17 protein-coding genes are annotated in these 17,237 nt (G+C 46.2%); 9 read left to right on the top strand and 8 right to left on the bottom strand.

Annotation, left to right across the window (positions count from 1 at the left end):
* The first annotated feature begins 338 nt into the window (after positions 1-338).
* Entirely contained in the window at positions 339-1,796 is a 1,458-nt protein-coding gene (locus QUA74_RS11365) for a response regulator (protein ID WP_333328311.1), read from the top strand.
* Positions 1,797-1,941: 145 nt separating this feature from the next.
* Here QUA74_RS11365 and hisG read toward each other — a convergent pair whose 3' ends face one another.
* Positions 1,942-2,586 carry an ATP phosphoribosyltransferase gene (gene hisG, locus QUA74_RS11360; RefSeq protein ID WP_006633153.1) on the bottom strand — a complete coding sequence of 215 codons (645 nt, stop codon included), beginning with the start codon at positions 2,584-2,586 and terminating at the stop codon, positions 1,942-1,944.
* A gap of 183 nt (positions 2,587-2,769) precedes the next feature.
* On the opposite strand from hisG, the gene QUA74_RS11355 reads away from it, so the two are divergent.
* The 3 genes from QUA74_RS11355 to rppA all read left to right on the top strand — a co-directional run bounded on the left by QUA74_RS11355 (position 2,770) and on the right by rppA (position 4,584).
* Complete coding sequence (locus QUA74_RS11355) at positions 2,770-3,030, top strand: hypothetical protein (protein ID WP_333328308.1); 261 nt, start codon at positions 2,770-2,772, stop codon at positions 3,028-3,030.
* A gap of 157 nt (positions 3,031-3,187) precedes the next feature.
* A complete protein-coding gene (locus QUA74_RS11350; RefSeq protein ID WP_333328306.1) occupies positions 3,188-3,838 on the top strand; it encodes a glutathione S-transferase family protein in 651 nt (216 codons plus the stop codon).
* 59 nt (positions 3,839-3,897) lie between these two features.
* Positions 3,898-4,584 carry a two-component system response regulator RppA gene (gene rppA / locus QUA74_RS11345; RefSeq protein WP_333328303.1) on the top strand — a complete coding sequence of 229 codons (687 nt, stop codon included), beginning with the start codon at positions 3,898-3,900 and terminating at the stop codon, positions 4,582-4,584.
* Positions 4,585-4,804: 220 nt separating this feature from the next.
* Here the strand turns inward: rppA and QUA74_RS11340 are convergent, their stop codons facing one another.
* The 4 genes from QUA74_RS11340 to tmk form a co-directional block, all read right to left on the bottom strand.
* Positions 4,805-5,641 carry a metallophosphoesterase gene (locus tag QUA74_RS11340; RefSeq protein ID WP_333328300.1) on the bottom strand — a complete coding sequence of 279 codons (837 nt, stop codon included), beginning with the start codon at positions 5,639-5,641 and terminating at the stop codon, positions 4,805-4,807.
* Between the two features lie 571 nt (positions 5,642-6,212).
* A complete protein-coding gene (gene msrA, locus QUA74_RS11335; RefSeq protein ID WP_333328297.1) occupies positions 6,213-6,686 on the bottom strand; it encodes a peptide-methionine (S)-S-oxide reductase MsrA in 474 nt (157 codons plus the stop codon).
* A gap of 39 nt (positions 6,687-6,725) precedes the next feature.
* Positions 6,726-7,688: a DNA polymerase III subunit delta' gene (locus QUA74_RS11330; RefSeq protein ID WP_333328294.1), complete on the bottom strand. Its 963-nt coding sequence runs from the start codon at positions 7,686-7,688 to the stop codon at positions 6,726-6,728.
* Between the two features lie 269 nt (positions 7,689-7,957).
* Positions 7,958-8,626, bottom strand: a complete 669-nt coding sequence (tmk, locus tag QUA74_RS11325) for a dTMP kinase (protein ID WP_333328291.1) — start codon at positions 8,624-8,626, stop codon at positions 7,958-7,960.
* A 105-nt stretch (positions 8,627-8,731) separates the two neighbouring features.
* Here tmk and QUA74_RS11320 point away from each other — a divergent pair, with 105 nt between their 5' ends.
* On the top strand, positions 8,732-9,079 hold the full coding sequence (locus QUA74_RS11320) for a hypothetical protein (protein ID WP_190659999.1): 348 nt from the start codon (positions 8,732-8,734) through the stop codon (positions 9,077-9,079).
* A 197-nt stretch (positions 9,080-9,276) separates the two neighbouring features.
* Here the strand turns inward: QUA74_RS11320 and QUA74_RS11315 are convergent, their stop codons facing one another.
* Complete coding sequence (locus QUA74_RS11315) at positions 9,277-11,910, bottom strand: heavy metal translocating P-type ATPase (RefSeq protein ID WP_333328288.1); 2,634 nt, start codon at positions 11,908-11,910, stop codon at positions 9,277-9,279.
* 299 nt (positions 11,911-12,209) lie between these two features.
* Here QUA74_RS11315 and QUA74_RS11310 point away from each other — a divergent pair, with 299 nt between their 5' ends.
* Positions 12,210-12,416, top strand: a complete 207-nt coding sequence (locus tag QUA74_RS11310) for a DDE transposase family protein (protein WP_333328285.1) — start codon at positions 12,210-12,212, stop codon at positions 12,414-12,416.
* 317 nt (positions 12,417-12,733) lie between these two features.
* On the opposite strand, the gene ctpC is transcribed toward QUA74_RS11310, so the two are convergent.
* Entirely contained in the window at positions 12,734-14,089 is a 1,356-nt protein-coding gene (gene ctpC, locus QUA74_RS11305) for a carboxyl-terminal processing protease CtpC (protein WP_333328282.1), read from the bottom strand.
* 315 nt (positions 14,090-14,404) lie between these two features.
* Positions 14,405-15,625 carry a (E)-4-hydroxy-3-methylbut-2-enyl-diphosphate synthase gene (ispG, locus tag QUA74_RS11300; RefSeq protein ID WP_333328279.1) on the bottom strand — a complete coding sequence of 407 codons (1,221 nt, stop codon included), beginning with the start codon at positions 15,623-15,625 and terminating at the stop codon, positions 14,405-14,407.
* A gap of 337 nt (positions 15,626-15,962) precedes the next feature.
* On the opposite strand from ispG, the gene QUA74_RS11295 reads away from it, so the two are divergent.
* Genes QUA74_RS11295 through QUA74_RS11285 form a run of 3 tightly spaced genes read left to right on the top strand, consistent with a single transcriptional unit; the run spans position 15,963 to position 17,137 of the window.
* The gene (locus tag QUA74_RS11295; protein ID WP_333328276.1) at positions 15,963-16,229 is read left to right on the top strand and encodes a hypothetical protein; all 267 of its coding nucleotides are present in this window, start codon (positions 15,963-15,965) and stop codon (positions 16,227-16,229) included.
* 57 nt (positions 16,230-16,286) lie between these two features.
* Positions 16,287-16,697: a hypothetical protein gene (locus QUA74_RS11290; protein WP_333328274.1), complete on the top strand. Its 411-nt coding sequence runs from the start codon at positions 16,287-16,289 to the stop codon at positions 16,695-16,697.
* On the top strand, positions 16,697-17,137 hold the full coding sequence (locus QUA74_RS11285; protein ID WP_333328271.1) for a hypothetical protein: 441 nt from the start codon (positions 16,697-16,699) through the stop codon (positions 17,135-17,137). Before QUA74_RS11290 ends, QUA74_RS11285 begins: the two co-directional genes overlap by 1 nt.
* The last annotated feature ends 100 nt before the right edge of the window (positions 17,138-17,237 follow it).

Raw genomic sequence — 17,237 nt, 5'->3', positions numbered from 1 at the left:
GAGGTGTAATTTATTACATTTTATGACGCGAAACGCTAAACTCAATAGTAGAGAAAGTTTAGATTGAATGTAAAATCAACTTCTATTAACCTAACTCAACTATTACGGCGATCGGGGGCATCTCTTTTCAGGAACGAGGGGAAAGGGTCAAGAATACAGCACAATCAGTTCTGGACGCTATTAGACTAAAGAAACCGAGTTTTTTACCCCGATTAAAAGTCTGCATGCAGTATTTTCGGAAAAAATCCGATTTCTAGGCGATCGTGCGTCAATCGTAGCTAAATAGCTAAATCCTTCGTCCTTGCCGATCGGTGGCCAAACTTTACCTATCATATTCCATGTCAAACAAGTCGCCCTGCATCATGTTGGTTGATGACGAGCCAGCTAATCTGATTTTACTGGAAGAGTTATTGCACATGAAAGGATACACCACAGTATCAGCGCTATCTGGCGATGAAGCGCTCTCCCTCGCCCGCGCATCTCGACCCGATTTAATTTTACTAGATATTATGATGCCCGAGATGGACGGTTTTGATGTGTGCGATCGCCTGCGGAAGGATACGGCATTGCAAACTGTACCGGTGATTTTTTTGACGGCCCTCGATGACGATACCTCTCGCATCAAAGGGTTAGAAATGATGGCAGATGATTATTTGACCAAGCCTTTTAACAGCCGCTTGTTGCTGGCGAAAGTTGAAAATATTTTGCAGTTGAGTCAAATGCGATCGCAAGCTGTATCTTCCCAATTCCACCAGCAAGTCAGAGAGCAAAGCAAACGCCAAATCGCCGCAGCTTGGGAAGCCAACGAATATCTTGCCCAAAAATTTCAGCTATTTGTGCCAGAGCAAATTCTTGGACGGATTGCACCGCAAGGAATAGAATCTATTCAGTTGGGCAATGTCACAGAAGAAGAGCTGACTATTTTATTTTGCGACATTCGCGGGTTTACTGCCATCGCAGAATCTCAAGAAGCTCGCGAGACTTTTGAATGGTTGAACGCTTTTTTCACTAAAATGAACGATTGCATAACGTCTCACGCTGGGTTTATTGATAAATACCTAGGCGATGCAATCATGGCAGTATTTGACAAGCCGAATTCTCACGCTATGGATGCGATCGAAGCCGCAGTAGCAATGCAAGAAAATTTGCAAGAATTTAATGCCAGTCGCCACAAGTACAATTTAGAATCTCCCCTCAATATTGGTACGGGAATTAACACAGGTATCGGCATGATCGGCACTTTGGGTTCCGATCGCCGCATGGACTCTACAGTCATCGGCGATGTGGTAAATACAGCTTCTCGGTTAGAAAATTTAACTAAAATATACGGTTGCCAAATTATTGTTAGCGAAAATGCGATCGTTCATGCAAGAGAATTTCTAAATGGCATAAGTCTGAACTCACACTCAAAAGAAAGTCTATTATTAAAGTGCGACTTGGAAGTGGAAACACAGGAGAGTATTATTTCTACTTCTGGGGCGACTGCGGCAGGCAGCTATTCGCCAAGCAACAATTATTACTATCGCTGGATCGATCGAGTAACCCCGCGTGGCAAGCAGCAAGCTATAGAAATCTACGAAATCTGGGCCGCCTCCTGTCCCGACTCTGAAGCAAAGCAGCTTACCCAGGGTTTATTTGACAAAGGAATTCAAGGATGGCAATCCGAAAAAATTGTCGCCGCCTTGGGATATTTTCAGCAACTAATCGAACAAAACCCTGCGGATACAGTTGTCCGTTTTTATATAAATCGCTGCCAGGAAAAACTAGGTTTTATACCGGGAAATAGCACTTCCTAAAGATTTAACTTGTAGGGCGGGCTACAAGCCCACCCTACAATAGTTTAGACCTATTATAAAAGTAGCTAACTATCCTGCGTTGTGTTTGTGGTTTCCCTATCAATGAAAGATTTATCCAATAAGTCTACTCTAATTAGAGTTGGCATCAAACTGTCGTCAAAACTTGCTCTCTCAACTTCCCGATCAACTCATTCACACCTCCGGTATTCAAACGGTAACTCAAAGGATGACCGATCAAATAAGCCGAACTTTCAAACAAAACATCAATTTCCACCAAACCATTTTCCCGCAAAGTTTTGCCAGTCGAAACCAAATCCACAATAGCCTCCGACATACCCGTAATCGGCCCCAACTCCACAGAACCGTAAAGTGGCACAATTTCCACCGGCAAATTCAAATTGTGAAAATATTCCCTTGCACAGTGTACGAACTTAGAAGCAACTCTACCGTGAGGAGGCAAATCCACCGTTCGTCGGTAAGAACTAGATTCTTTCACTGCCACCGACAGCCGACACTTGCCAAATTTTAAATCAATTAAATTGGCAACTTTCGGCTTTTTTTCCCGCAAAACATCATAGCCAGCAATCCCCAAATCAGCTTGACCGTATTCCACATAAACCGGCACGTCGTGCGTCCTTACTAGCAAAGCTTTTGCAGTGCCAGTAGGGTCATAAATTTGAAGCTGTCGGTTAGAGGAATCGAGAAAAGCACTGAAGTCTAATCCAACCGATTTAAACAGCCGAATGCTATCTCCTAATAATCCGCCTTTGGGAAGTGCAACAGTAATCATGTCAATTTTTAGAGTCTAAATTGCTTAATTTGGCAAGGGGACGATCGCGGCACAAGCATAAACAGCTTTTGCCCAACTCAGAATAACACATAGAGTTCATAGCAAAAAATAAATTTATGGTATTGCTCGCTCCTTTGTTTGGGTATATATTATATTAAGTCACTTTTTTAAAGGGCGGTCAGTATGGAAAACGATCGAGAGTTTGACAGTCAAGAATTTGACGGAGAATTTCCCAGTGTAGACCCGGATTACCTGAAAATTACAGTAGATGAAATCCTCTCAGGCGGCGGTGTAGAGGCCGAGGAAATGGACTATACAGTAGCCGTACCTACCCCTAAACACGCCATAACCCGAAAGACCTCAGTGGATGTGAACTCAAGCGTGTTCGATGACGCCGCCAGATCGCTGTTTGCAGAAAAACGCGGAACGCTGGGAGGCTGTTAATGTAAAATGCTTGCAGAGGCTGGTGCACAGAACTGGACGATCGCCTGTTAGCGAAGCCCTCGAAGAGGATCGCCATTCAGTATCACGCCCCTAGCAGTGTATTCAACTCTCAAACTTAAAATTTAACCGGCGATTGCAAATAGCTGACAGCTAAATTATGACCGAATTGACACTTGTTATTGGCAACAAAAATTATTCCTCTTGGTCGCTGCGTGCTTGGTTGACAATGAAACAAGCTGGACTAAAATTTTCCGAGGTGAGAATCCCCTTAGACTGGCCGACAACCCATGAAGAAATTCGGCGCTATTCTCCTTCGGGAAAAGTGCCAGTTTTAATCGACGGCGATCTGAAAGTGTGGGAATCTTTAGCAATTTGCGAATACGTTGCCGATCGCTTTGCAAATGATTTGTGGCCGGCGGATGTAGCGGAACGGGCGATCGCCCGTTCTATTGCCGCCGAAATGCACGCGGGGTTCCAAAATTTGCGCGAAAATATGCCGATGGACTGCCGCAACCGCTATCCGGGAGAAGGGATGACTCCCGGTGTAGAAGCAGAGATCGATCGCATTTTTGCCATTTGGCGCGAATGCCGCCAAAAATTCGGGACAGGCGGCAATATGCTGTTCGGAAAATTTACAGTTGTTGACGCTATGTTTGCCCCAGTCGTCATGCGTTTTGTCACCTACGGAGTCAAATTAGATTCAGTAGCAAAAGCTTATGCGGATGCGATTGTGGCCTTGCCTGCAATCCAGGAATGGGTAGCAGCAGCTTGCAGCGAATCGGAAAGTATTGCCCACTTGAAAATTTAGCAAAAATCAGTTTACTTAACTTAAAATCTCAAATTTCAAGCCTCAAATATGAAATCAGGATGCGGATTCTTTTAGTTGATGATGAAGTTGAGTTAACTGACCCTTTGAGTCGAGTTTTAAGCCGCGAAGGTTATACAGTTGATGTGGCATTTGACGGAGAAATTGGCAGCAATTTAGCCATGCAGGGCAATTACGATTTGCTAATTTTGGATTGGATGCTGCCGAGACAAACTGGACTGACAATTTGCCAGAAGTTGCGATCGCAAGGACGGAGTACGCCAGTGCTATTTCTCACCGCCAAAGATACCGTAGACGATCGCGTACAAGGACTCGACGCCGGTGCAGACGACTATTTAGTCAAACCTTTTGAACTGCGAGAACTCCTAGCCCGAGTCCGCGCATTATTGCGGCGGCCTCCTACTTTTGATGCCGAGGTTGCTGTCGGGCGGCTGCAAGTGGCAGATTTACAGCTAGACTACGACAATCAATTAGCTTATCGCGGCGATCGTACAATTGATTTATCAGAAAAAGAATGTCAGTTGTTAGAATACTTAATGCGCCATCCTGGTCAATTGCTAACACACGAACAAATCCACCAGTATTTGTGGAGTGAAGCAGAAAAACCCAGCAGCAATGTATTAGCCGCTCAAATTCGCCTGCTGCGGCGCAAAATAGAAGCACCGGGCGAATCTGTGCTAATCCACACAGTCTACGGCAGAGGCTATCGCTTTGGAGAAGCCAATTAAAAATAATAGCAATTGTACAAAAATCCCTCTTCCCTCTTCCCTCTTCCCTCTTCCCTCTTCCTGACATCCATTACATCCGTTACACAATCCGTTGCCGAACTTCCCTCTTCCTGACATCCATTACATCCGTTACATCCGTGGAGCGAATCCGTTGCCCAACTTCCTTTTTCCCTCTGCTATATTGTCTATTATCGGGAAAGTGTGCACCCTAAACCCGCCCTTACGGATGTTGAGAAACTAAAGTAATTACTGTCACCTCCGGCGGACAAAATAGCCTTCCCGGCGCATAAGTTCCCAAACCGCGATTCACGTACAGCAAATTACTCCCAACCTGATGCAAACCGCTAGCCCATTCCCAGTGAGTAACTACTCGATCCCAAGCCGACATAAAAGGAATGAACTTTCGGATTGGTTGAGGAATCCAATAGCCAATTTTTCTGACCCAAGCGTACAAAGGGCCGATACCGGGAATAACGATTTGACCGCCGTGAGTGTGCCCAGACAACTGCAAATCAATCCGCCAATTTTGCAGTTTTTCCGCAGTATCGGGATTGTGAGACAAAACAATCCGAGGAATCGCGGGATTTATTGATGCCATTACAGGTTTAGGCGCCAAATCGCCCGACCAAAAATCTGCCAAACCAACTAAAGCCAATTCTGACCCCAAAGGATAGACTGCTTCGTTGTACAAAACCCGAATTTCGACGCTATTTAAAGCCTTAGTAACCTCTCTTTTTGCCTCCGGCCAATAGTGGTCGTGATTGCCCAAAACCGCGTAAATTCCCACCCGACTTTGCAAGTTTTTCAATCGCTGCACTAAGCCGTAAATAGGTGCGGGGTCATAGCTAATAAAGTCACCAGTTAAAAAAATCAGGTCTGGTTCGGCTTCATTGGCTGCTGCAATCGCCTCTTCTAGCAACCATTCCGACAGTCGCACCCCGTCATAGTGAAAGTCAGTAAGCTGTACAATTTTAGTACCGGATAGATTTGCTGGAAGATTGGCGATGGGTATTGTTAAATACTCTACCCGCAATTTTCCAGTTAATAACCTGTGCATAAATCTAATGTTTCGTGATAACAGAGCGCCACCTCTAGCTTAGCAAATAAACAGGCGAGACTGCCAAACTAGATATTATTTCCTTTTTGTTTTGTTATCGGACTAAGGGCTACTAATTGCTGACTAATGACTCCCGTCCTAGATGCCAAAAGTGGGATTACGTCAATTTAATTTGAACATAAATTCCCAAGCTTTATTTAGGCTTTCTTGCAAAATTATTTGGGTGTTACGTCCCCAACTAATACAGCATTTTTATAAAATTATGACTTGCGTAACAATCTGTTTAAAACGCTATCAATCCTCTTCAGATTAGCATTCCCCGCCCCGCATCTATATTCTTTTGGCAATTGTCAAAGCTGAGATTTGTGTCGCCTCCCCATCGCATCGGCTTACCACAGGGGGATTGCCCCTACCAAACACTATCTCATCACTAATGATTTATTACTGAGTAGGTGGAAATAAACATAGCTTGGGGGAGCCCGGGTTTTGCATTAATAATAAACTGTGGCTAGTATATAATTGCCTTAGCCGCCCCTAATATCTTTTATTTTTGGTCGCGTCTGCCTACTTGTTAACTAATAACTTTTGACGAATGTCGCTTCTTCTCAATATATTGCTGGTGGTAATCCTCTGCCATATAAAATTCAGCAGCAGGTTTGATTTCGGTAGCAATATCTTTGTTGTATTTACCGGAAATTTGCAATTTTTGTTTGGAGAGGCGAGCGGCTTTTTCTTGTTCGGAATTATGATAAAAAATCACAGACCTGTACTGTTCGCCTCTGTCGGGGCCTTGGCGATTGATTTGGGTAGGATCGTGACAGTTCCAGAATACATCTAGCAGTGCTTCGTAACTCACCTGCGATCGATCGTACTCTATCAGCACAGATTCAGCGTGACCAGTGACTCTGGCGCAAACATCTAGGTAGCAGGGATTCGGCCAGTGACCTCCGGTGTAGCCCGCAGCAGTCGAGACGACACCCACAACGGCGCGAAACTTGTGTTCCACTCCCCAAAAACAACCGGCGGCAAATGTGGCTTTTTCCATTGTGTGACTCATCGTATTGGGATAAAACTTGGCACTAAATTATGCTTGACATATTCCCATTAGTGTGCATTCCCAAACCAATCGCGGTTGTACGTAGTTTAGCAAATATTGTCGTGCTTTTTCCAAGGGTTCTAAGGGCGATCGACTAATTCCCCCTGCCAAAAATTGCTGCCAATAACAGTGTTGTAAATAATCGATTAACCACAACTGAGATTCAGTATCTAAAGTTTTATCAATTTCCTTTGCCAATTCCAAAGCAGACCGCAGATTTTGAGGCAACTGCTTCACCTTTTGCAGCAAATCATCGGGTATTGATTGCAGTTGCTGCCAAATAGCAATTGCCTCGCCAGGACTGCCTTGAGCCATCCCCAGTACCTCGGGATGGGATAAAATCTCTGCGAATCCGGCTTGCTGCAAAACTTGTGCCATTGCTTCGGGATTCAGCCGAGAAAACTGGATTTTTTGACAACGGGAAATTAAAGTTGGCAGCAAACCTTCCACAGTTGGAGCAATTAAAATTAAGGCTGCTTTTCCCGGTTCTTCCAATGTCTTCAACAAACCGTTAGCGGCTCCCTCACCCATTGTTTCTGCTTGTTCCAAAACTACGACAGAACGCGCCGATTCTAGGGGCGGTCGGCTGAGAAAATCACCGATTTCTCGAACTTGTTCTAAACGAATTTGTGGTGGTGCTTTCCGCTTTAAACCGGCTTCCTCTGCTTCCTTTGGCGTAAGCCGTTTACCTTGGTTCATGTAAGTTGGTTCTACCCAAAGTAAGTCTGGATGATTGCGCTGCTGCACGCGATTTTGCACGGAGGCTATTAGTCTGGTTTCAGGAAGATTGGCTGAGAATAAAAGCTCGATGAAAGACTGAGCCGCTAAACTTTTGCCGATGCCGTTAGAGCCGACCAATAAATAACCAGGAGCAATTCGGTTGCGCTCGACTGCTTGTGTTAGCAATTCTACTGCTCGCTCTTGTCCGATTAATGATGTGAAATAATTCATGTTTGCTCAGGAAGAAGAAAGTTCGGCAACGGATTATGTAACGGATGTAACGGATGTAACGGATATGAGGATGAAGGATGAAGGATGAAGGAAGAAAATCTAGGGTTTCAGCAATTAAGAACATCTTAACCGTCGGGGGTGGTTGCTATAAGACCAAAAGGTTATTGTGGTTTAATGGACTGCTAAATAATTGTTTTGAGTTAAGAACGTAAATTGTAAGTTGCCGGAGCCGCACACAGCATTGCCGTGTCTCTACACATTATCTAGCGCTATTTTTCAGAATTGGTATTATTTAAATATCCCCAAGCTTCTAACCTGCTAGTTACAATAGCTTGAATTTCCTGAGCGACTTCATATTCAGGTCGATCGGCATTTATCCGGACAATTCGAGATTTATTTTCCTCGGCTAACTCCGCAAAACCTTGCTGCACAAGGCGGTGAAACTTCAAATCGGCTTGCTCGATCCGATCGCACCCTCCCCGGGCCCTTACCCTAGCCAAACCCGCTTCCACATTAATATCCAGCCACAAAGTCAGATCGCTTTCCAAGCCGCCGGTGGCAATGTCATTCAACTGCTTAATTAAATTTAAGTTAAGACCGCGGCCGTAGCCCTGATAAGCAATCGTAGAATCAGTAAAGCGATCGCATAAAACAATCGTTCCTTTCGATAACTCGGGTTGGAGAAAAGTTTCGACGTGTTGAGCGCGATCGGCAGCATACATGAGTAATTCTGCTCGATCGGATACAGATTCGCCCCCATCTTGTTTCAGCAGCAAATGTCGCAGTCCCCTTCCCAGCTCAGTACCCCCCGGTTCGCGAGTAGCCACCAAGCGGACTCTCAGACAGCAACTTGCTTGCAGGAACTGTATCAACCGCTGCATTTGCGTAGTTTTACCCGCACCTTCAACCCCCTCAAACACGATAAGTTTGCCCTTCATTGCCCTAACTTTCCACCTGAATAAAATAAATCCATATTGTTCTGTTCATCGGTTCTAGGTTCGGTATGATAATAAAGTCTAAATGCCTCACGGCTGGAGTTTTTTATGGCTCGCTATACTGGTTTTTTTATCGTTGCCGTTCCCATCGACCGTCTCCGTCAGTCCCTGATTGAAATTTTAGAGTCATGCAATCTTGATATTATCTACAATACAGGAGATTCCGTCATGGCTCGCGAGCTCCCAGGTCAAGTTTCGATTGCCAAACTTGTCACCGCAGAAGTCCTAATTGAGAAAAACACGGCTAGCGACTCAGAGGTTCGCATGAACTTCGTGATTAAAAACGAAGAACTGCCACTGCAAACCAACAACCACTGCCGTCAAATGTTCGAGCTAGTGAGTCGTTCAATTATGAACAACAATAACTGGCGGCTCTTGGAAAGTATGGCACTGTAGCCATCAGTCAGTCAATTTGAGGTGTGAGATTTTCGATTGATTCTACAGATGAATCAGGGGGTTCTAACTAACGTCGAAACTTCTTGGCTTTCGACTCCTGGTGTGAGGGGTTTGTCACCCTCTTGGGATGAGGTCATCAGTCATTAATTTCTAACTAATGACCGATGGCCTCCGACTTTTATATGCAATCCCTAAATTTAAGCTCGAAATCCCCGGCGCAAAAACAAAGAATTTGTAACCACGCTAACAGAACTAAACGCCATAAATGCTCCGGCCGCGGCAGGACTGAGTAGAATTCCGGTTGCAGGCAGCAAGATACCCGCTGCTACCGGAATTCCCAGAGTATTGTAACCAAAAGCCCAAAATAAATTTTGGCGAATCTTATTAAAAGTAGCGCGCCCCAGCTCGATCGACTCAACAACATCCATCAAAGCATTTCGCATCAGCACAATTTGAGCAGTTTCAACTGCGACATCAGTGCCACAGTGCAAACCGATACCGACATCAGCTTGAGCCAAAGCCGGGGCGTCATTGATACCATCCCCCACCACAGCAACTTTACAGCCTTGGGCTTGCAAAGTCGCGATCGCCCGAGCCTTCCCCTCCGGCCGCACTTCGGCCAAAACATCAGCCGCCGTCAAATCTAGCTGCTGCGCCGTCGCCGCCGCCGCCGACGCCGTATCCCCCGTCAGCATCATCACCCGCAATCCCATGCCCCGCAAACGTTCCACCGCCGCCTTAGCATCCGGCCTCAGAGTATCTTTTAGCCCGATTACCCCCAGCAAAACGCCCTCAGAAGCCACGTAAACCGCCGTTTTGCCTTGCAAAGACCCCGACAATTCCGTCGCCACAGCGACCCCCTGCTCCTTCATCCACTCAGCATTCCCCGCGAACACCCGCCGGCTCTCCACCAACGCAGAAACCCCGAAGCCCGGTTCCGTGCAGAAATCCTCAGCAGCTAGCAGAGGCAAACCTTGCTGTTGAGCTTCCCGCAAAATCGCTGCGGCGATGGGATGACAAGCGCCCCTTTCCACCGCCGCCGCAATTTGCAGCAGTTTTGAGTCAACCCTGCCAGAAACTCCATCAATTGTGGAACAGGCATCTTGCCTGTTGCCAGAAAGCCCATTAATTGTGGAACAAACATCTTGTTTGTCTCCAGAAACCCCATCAATTGTGGAACAGGCATCTTGCCTGTTGCCAGAAACCCCATCAATTGTGGAACAAACATCTTGTGTGTTGGCAACATTAATCTCTGAGTTCAAATCCAACTCCGAATTCTGGAAAATCGGCAAATAATCTGTGAGTGTGAGATTTCCAGTTGTCAGAGTGCCAGTCTTGTCAAAAACCACCGTATCTAATTGATGCACCCGTTCTAAAACATCACCACCGCGAATTAAAAGCCCGCGCTCCGCCCCGATGCCAGAACCGACTAAAATAGCAGTTGGGGTAGCCAGTCCCAAAGCGCAAGGACAAGCGATGACTAAAACTGCGATCGCCAATTTCAAACTTAAGAGCAAAGGCGATTGATAATGGATAATTGGCAATTCATTTCCCATATTCATTGCCCCGTGTCCCATATCCATTGCCCCGTGTCCTAAAAGCACAGAAGGCCAAATATGAGTGCCGGCAAAATACCAAAATAGGAAAGTTAAAACCGATATCGCCATTACCCCATACACAAAATATCCCGCCACAGTATCAGCTAAATTTTGAATGGGCGCTTTGCGAGTTTGGGCTGCCTGCACCAAAGCCACCATTTGAGCTACAGTTGTTTCCTTACCGGTGCGAGTTGCCCGCATCACCACTGCCCCGGATTTATTGATAGTTCCCGCCGCAACTGTATCTCCTGGTTGCTTCAAAACCGGCATTGATTCGCCTGTCAGCATCGACTCATCTATGGTTGTTTTGCCTTCGCAAATTTCGCCGTCTACCGGTATTTTTTCCCCCGGCAAAACTTGCAGCCATTCTCCGACTCGAACGCGATCGGCGGGAATTTCAATGTATTGTGGATCGTAGACCTCTGATGTCGAGTTTAGAGGCAATTGTTCCGATCGCAAATCTAAACTCGGGAGTTTAAAATCAACTAAGCGGGCTTTCGCCGGCTGCAATGCGATTAAAGCTTGCAAAGCTGATGCAGCGCGCCGTCTGGCTTGCTGTTCGAGAGTTTTGCCCAACAAAATAAAGCCCAGCAGCATCACCGGTTCGTCAAAAAAGCATTCCCATCCCATCCGTGGAAACAGCAGCGCCGCGTTGCTAGCGGTGTAAGCTGTAACAGCGCCTAAAGCTACCAAAGTATTCATGTTGGGTGCATTTCGCCACAAACTGCGGCACCCATCAACGATAATCGGGCGGCCCGGTAGCAGCAAAGCTAGGGTGGCGAGTCCCCAGTGAAACCAAATATTGCTGAGAATTGGGGCTTTTGTGCCGAGTACGTGACCTAAACCGGATAAAATAATTAGGATAAGGGCGATCGTCAATTGCTTGATTTGCTGTCGAATTTCTTGCCCCCGCCGTTCAATTGTTGCCGCTTCTGCTTCCTGCTGATTTTCACCTAAACGAAACTGAGAGGGAAATCCATTATCAGTCAACTTTTTCGCTAAAGCTTGTGCATCGACAGCCCCCGGTTGACACTCAACCGTCGCGACTTCTACGGCCAAGTTAACGCAAGCTGAAATTACGCCTGAATACTGCATGAGTTGGCGTTCCACAGCTTTCGCGCAGCCGGCACATTTCATCCCGCCGACATCGAAAGTAACAAGTTCTGGCGATGATTCTTTAACTGGTATGATTTCTGGTTGAATTTCGGGGATTGTTTTGGGCAAAAATTGCATGGTTTTTTTGGTATTGATTAGAATATTTCGGTACTTCTGAAAGGGTTTAATGCACTGTTTAGACAAATGTCTATATTTTGATCATAGATAAATATTGTGGCATCTTCCAAAAGTGTTAGTTTTTTTTAATTCTTATTAGTTGTAGGCGGTTAAATCCGCAGCCCGTCAGGGGTTTCAACTACTGTCGGACTGCGAGTTTAATGCTAAGACACACTTGGGACACCGCATTGCCGTTTCCTTATTTGATATAATGATCCATTGCCTAGTTAGTATCCAGCTTTTATTTGACGAATTTAGCTATGACAGAAACACCAAAATTTTATATTGTCAAACGTCCTGCCGGTAATTGCGAAATTTTGCCGTTGGCGGAGCCCTCGCAGAGGATCGCCCAACTCGAACAACAAAACCCCAGTATTATTGAAAAGTGGGGCCCTTACGATTCGCCCGAAGATGCCATCGCCCGTCGCATCGGATTAATTCGCGCCGGCAAATGCCAGCCGCAATGACGAATTACTATTACTTTCCTCCGCATCGCGAAAGCTAACGCGATCTCAAATCTGTTAGCATCGAAATTATTCCTATCTCTCTTCTCTTAATCTGCGTGAATCAGCGTTAATCCATTGTCATCTGCGGTTAACACATTCTCTTTTTTTAAGCGCAGATGAGACCAGATTAACACAGATTAACGCAGATGAATTATATAAATTTCGGTTGCACTGGACGGATTGCCAAAAATAGCGAAGCATTCGAGTTTAAAATCTTGGCTTTTAGCCGTAAATCTTCCCCCGAATGCTTTTTTAAACTGAAACCTTACACAGGTTTTCTATTTAGATTTAGAAGGTGCTGCACTAGGTTTTGCTTGCGCTGCATTTGGCTTAGGTGGCGCTGCATTCGGTTTCGACTCCGCCTTATTGTTCCCTGTTTTACCAGTAACTTGCTGTGTCAAAACTTCCATAGCTTTCGCGTACTGCGGATCTGCCGTCGTAGCGATTTTATCGCGATCGCGCCTCAATTCCTGTTTTTGAGCGTCAGTGAGTTCTACCTTAAAATCCGGTTCAATCCCGGCCTTGTTGATATCAGTGCCCTTGGGAGTAAAATACTTGGCAATTGTCACCGCCAAACCGGCACCATTTCCCACGCCGCGTACAGACTGCACCAAACCTTTACCAAACGTCTTTGTTCCCACTAAAACCGCGCGTTTGTTGTCTTGCAAAGCACCGGATAGAATCTCGCTAGCACTTGCTGAACCGCCGTCTACCAGTACAACTAACGGTTTGTCTGTGAGATCTGCCTTATTTGCCGTTTGTTTATCGGCCTCACCGACTCGATCGACCGTCGAGACGATCGTACCTTCTTTGAGCCACATCCGAGCAATTTCAATACTTCCGTACAGCAACCCGCCGGGATTGGAACGCAAGTCTAAAATATAGCCCGTTACCTTTTTCTGTTCCAAATCCTTAATTGCCGATCGCATTTCCGATGCAGCATTCGCACTGAACTGATTTAAGCGAATATAGCCGACTTCTCCGATGGGAGTTTTCTGCACCGACTTCCGCACAGGATGAATTTCAATTTTAGCGCGTTTCAGCTTAAATTCTAATTCCTTGCTTCCCCGCAAAATAGTCAGCGTCACCTCAGTATTCGCCTGGCCGCGAATCAAAGTTACCGCTTGATTCGTATCCATGCCTTCTGTGCTCTTGCCGTCAATCTTAATAATGATATCTTTTGCTAGAATACCAGCAGTAAAAGCAGGGGTATCTTCGATCGGCGAAATCACCACCAACTTCTTAGTTTCCTCATCTTGAGTCAACTGAATCCCCACTCCTGTCAGTTCCCCAGAAGTTTCAACCTGCATATTTCTGAACTCTTGAGGGTCCATAAACCGCGTATAAGGATCGTCCAGCTTCTTCAGCATTTCCCGAATTGCTTTGTAAGCTTCGTCGTCGCTGGTATAAGTCCGGTTCAAATAATCATTCCGCACCGCTTTCCAGTCAACCTGGTTAAAAGTGCCATCAACATAACTTTTGTCAATAATTTGCCAAACTTCATCAACCAACTCTTTAGGGCTTCCCCTAAAAGAAGCCAGAGATTTAGAACTGCAACCAGTGTTCGCAAGAGTTACGGCAGTGAGTACCACCGCTGCTGCACTTAGAACAAGCCCTCGTTTTGTTATAACCATTTGTGTGACGCGCGGGAGGAAAAGAGTTCAGAATAATTACGCTCAATCTAACACAGGCAAGGCCCGCTCGCCTTTGGCGTACATATATTATTCAACTTTGCCGAGTTCTGCGGTGTCAACTTAAGACTGAAACCTTCTATCTCCATGTTTGTACCGAAGCCTAGATCCCCCTAAATCCCCCTTAAAAAGGGGGACTTCGAGCCCTCTTGTCCCCCCCTTAACAAGGACTTTGAGCGCTCTTGTCCCCCCCTTACTAAGGGGGGCTAGGGGGGATCTCCGGGTTTAACAACAGGCATTAGGAGCGATCGACAGCAATTAAGGATCAACCCAGCGATCGTCCGATTTAATCAAGTCAATCAATTCTGCCACGCCTCGGTCTTCCGGCACCTTCTTAATTTCTTCCCGGCCCCGGTACAGCGAAATATAACCCGGTTGCTTCCCGACATAGCCGTAGTCAGCATCAGCCATTTCTCCGGGCCCATTGACAATACAGCCCATTACTGCTATGTCCAAACCGGTGAGATGCTTGGTCGCCTCTCTCACTTTGTGTAAAACTTCCTCTAAATTAAACAAAGTGCGACCGCAGGAAGGACAAGCGACATACTCAACCATCGTTTTCCGCAGTCCCAAGGCTTGCAGAATGCTGTAGCAAACCGGAATCTCCTTTTCTGGGGCCTCTGTCAGCGAGACGCGGATGGTGTCGCCGATACCGTCAGTCAGCAGCGGTGCAAGGCCTGCGGTGGATTTGATGCGGCCGTATTCGCCGTCTCCTGCTTCCGTCACGCCCAAATGTAGCGGGTAATCCATGCCGAGTTCGTCCATCCGGTGCACCATCAAGCGGTAAGCAGCAACCATCACGGGTGCACGGGAGGCTTTCAGGGAAAGTACGATATTTCGGAAGTCGAGGGATTCGCAAATTTTGATGAATTCCAGGGCCGATTCCACCATGCCTTCGGGCGTGTCGCCGTAGGTAAACAGCATCCGTTCGGCGAGGGAACCGTGATTAACGCCGATTCGCAAAGCTTTGCCTTGGTCGCGCAGGGAAATTACCAGAGGTTCCAGGGTTTCGCGGATTTTTTCGCCAATTTCGGCGAATTCGCTGTCGGTGTATTCGCTTCTGTCGGCTTTCGGCTTCTCGAACACGTAAAGTCCGGGATTGATTCTCACTTTGTCTACGTGTTTGGCGACTTCCAGGGCAATTTTCATGCCGTTGTGGTGGACATCGGCAACGAGGGGCACGGGTTGGTAGGTGGCGTGCAGTTTTTGCTTGATTTCGGCTAAAGCTTTGGCGTGGGCCATGCTGGGCACGGTGACGCGGACTATTTCGCAGCCAATCTCGTGCAAGCGCCGAATTCCGGCGACTGAACCGTCGATGTCGAGGGTGTCTTCGTTAATCATCGACTGTACGACGACGGGGTAGCCGCCGCCGATGGTGACGCTACCGACTTTGACGGGCCGGGTTTTGCGGCGTTTGATGGTGGTGTCGAAGGTTGGTTCGGTGGTGAGGGTTTTAGTGGGGTTCGGCAGAGTTTGCATAACTGGTTGCTAGTGTTCTGTAATTAGAGTTTATAAAATTGTGTCTGCTGTTTTTTAGGTTTGCACAGAAAGGGTCTGTTTGGGCAATGAGGTTTTGGGATTTAGGATTTTTGATAGAAGTACGATCGAACTTGTAACTCACTTTATGTAGTTTTGGGCGATCGGGCGATCGATTTTTTAGTATTAAAATTTAACATTCCGGGCTGCCAGGATACCCATTCCACAGATGAATCCGGGGGCTTGTTTAACGGTTGATAAATTTCAGGTAGAATAGAAAATTATTGTGGGCGATCGTATCTAGCAAAAATATCTAGATAGTTGGGAGTCTTAAACACTTATGCCAGATGAAACGATTTGGATTGTGACTGCCGATACTTCGGACGAGTCTCCTCAACTTGTTACTGCTGATGGTGGGAAGACAGCCCTCGGAATGGGAGGAGCGCCTTTCTTAGATGTGGACGCACCGCCGAAGTCTTCTACACCGCCCCAAAAGTTGCGAAAGAAACAGGTGAATTTAGAATTCACAATTTTTGTGAGGGCACCATTGTGGGGAATAGGGGGAATAGAGAGTCTCTTCTCTCGCGTCGAGACTTGCAAGGTCTAACATCTAAGCGTTTCAGAACTTTGTTAACTACGGATAGATTAAAGCCACTCGAATACAATGTTAGAAAAAGGTGCAATAAGTGGCAGACCTTTCACTCCCTCAAAAGCTGGCGGCAAGATTCTCAACTTATCTTATCAAAATGTTAAAATTACTGATAAAGGCGTTGGCTTAGTTGAAGCTCATGTTCGCAGATTTAAGCCAGTTGGTGAAGCTGAGCTAAAAATGGTTGAAAGGTTAAGAAGTATCGCCACCCAAACCCTTGTAGCTGAGCCTGTTGATTTACGCTTTTATACTCACGAGTTACGCGAGTATCTTAGGTATAAAAAGCTTGGCTACCCAACAGGACAACCCCCTGACCCGGATCAGGCTTATGAACTTTGGAACAATGCTCACACAGCTACTCTTGAAGATTATAAATTAAAAGAAGGATTCGGCGTTTTATTTCATCCGAGCGTAGAGGAATTTTGATGAAAAACCTAACTCAATTAACCCAGCTTGAATTAGTGCTGCTGCAATTAGTAGCTAAAGGTCAAGGAAAGTGGAGTTGGTACGAACTCGCGAATGCACTTTCCCGTAGAGATGTACCGCGAGAACCTGACATGATGGTTGTCTTAAAAAAACTGGCTGCTGATGGCTTGGTTAAACGATATGTAGAAACAAATTCGCCTCGCGACAGATGGGAATTGACTCCAGAAGGGTCTATTGTGTTGGCAAACCCAAAAGCATATACTCAAAGCAGAATTAGAATTTATGCAATTGGCATCCAGAAATCAGAAAGCAATTCTTCGACTTATTTTACCATAGTTCCCGGGATGCCTAGGAACAGGAATTCTTCGGCTTATTTTCCCAGAGATCCCCGGAGGCCTAGGAACAGGAAGAACAATCGAGGAAGTAGAACAGCAAATTAAAGCAGCAATAGTTTTTCATTTAGCAATACTCCGGACAGTTTTTAAAGAGGGATGCGACGCCTACGGCAAGCAACGCTTACGCAATAAATCACAGAAGCGA

Origin of the sequence: Microcoleus sp. LAD1_D3, from assembly GCF_036702135.1 — a bacterium.
Classification (GTDB): domain Bacteria; phylum Cyanobacteriota; class Cyanobacteriia; order Cyanobacteriales; family Microcoleaceae; genus Microcoleus.
The sequence above is the reverse complement of the archived record's forward strand: the minus strand, read 5'-3'. Positions and strand labels throughout refer to the sequence as shown.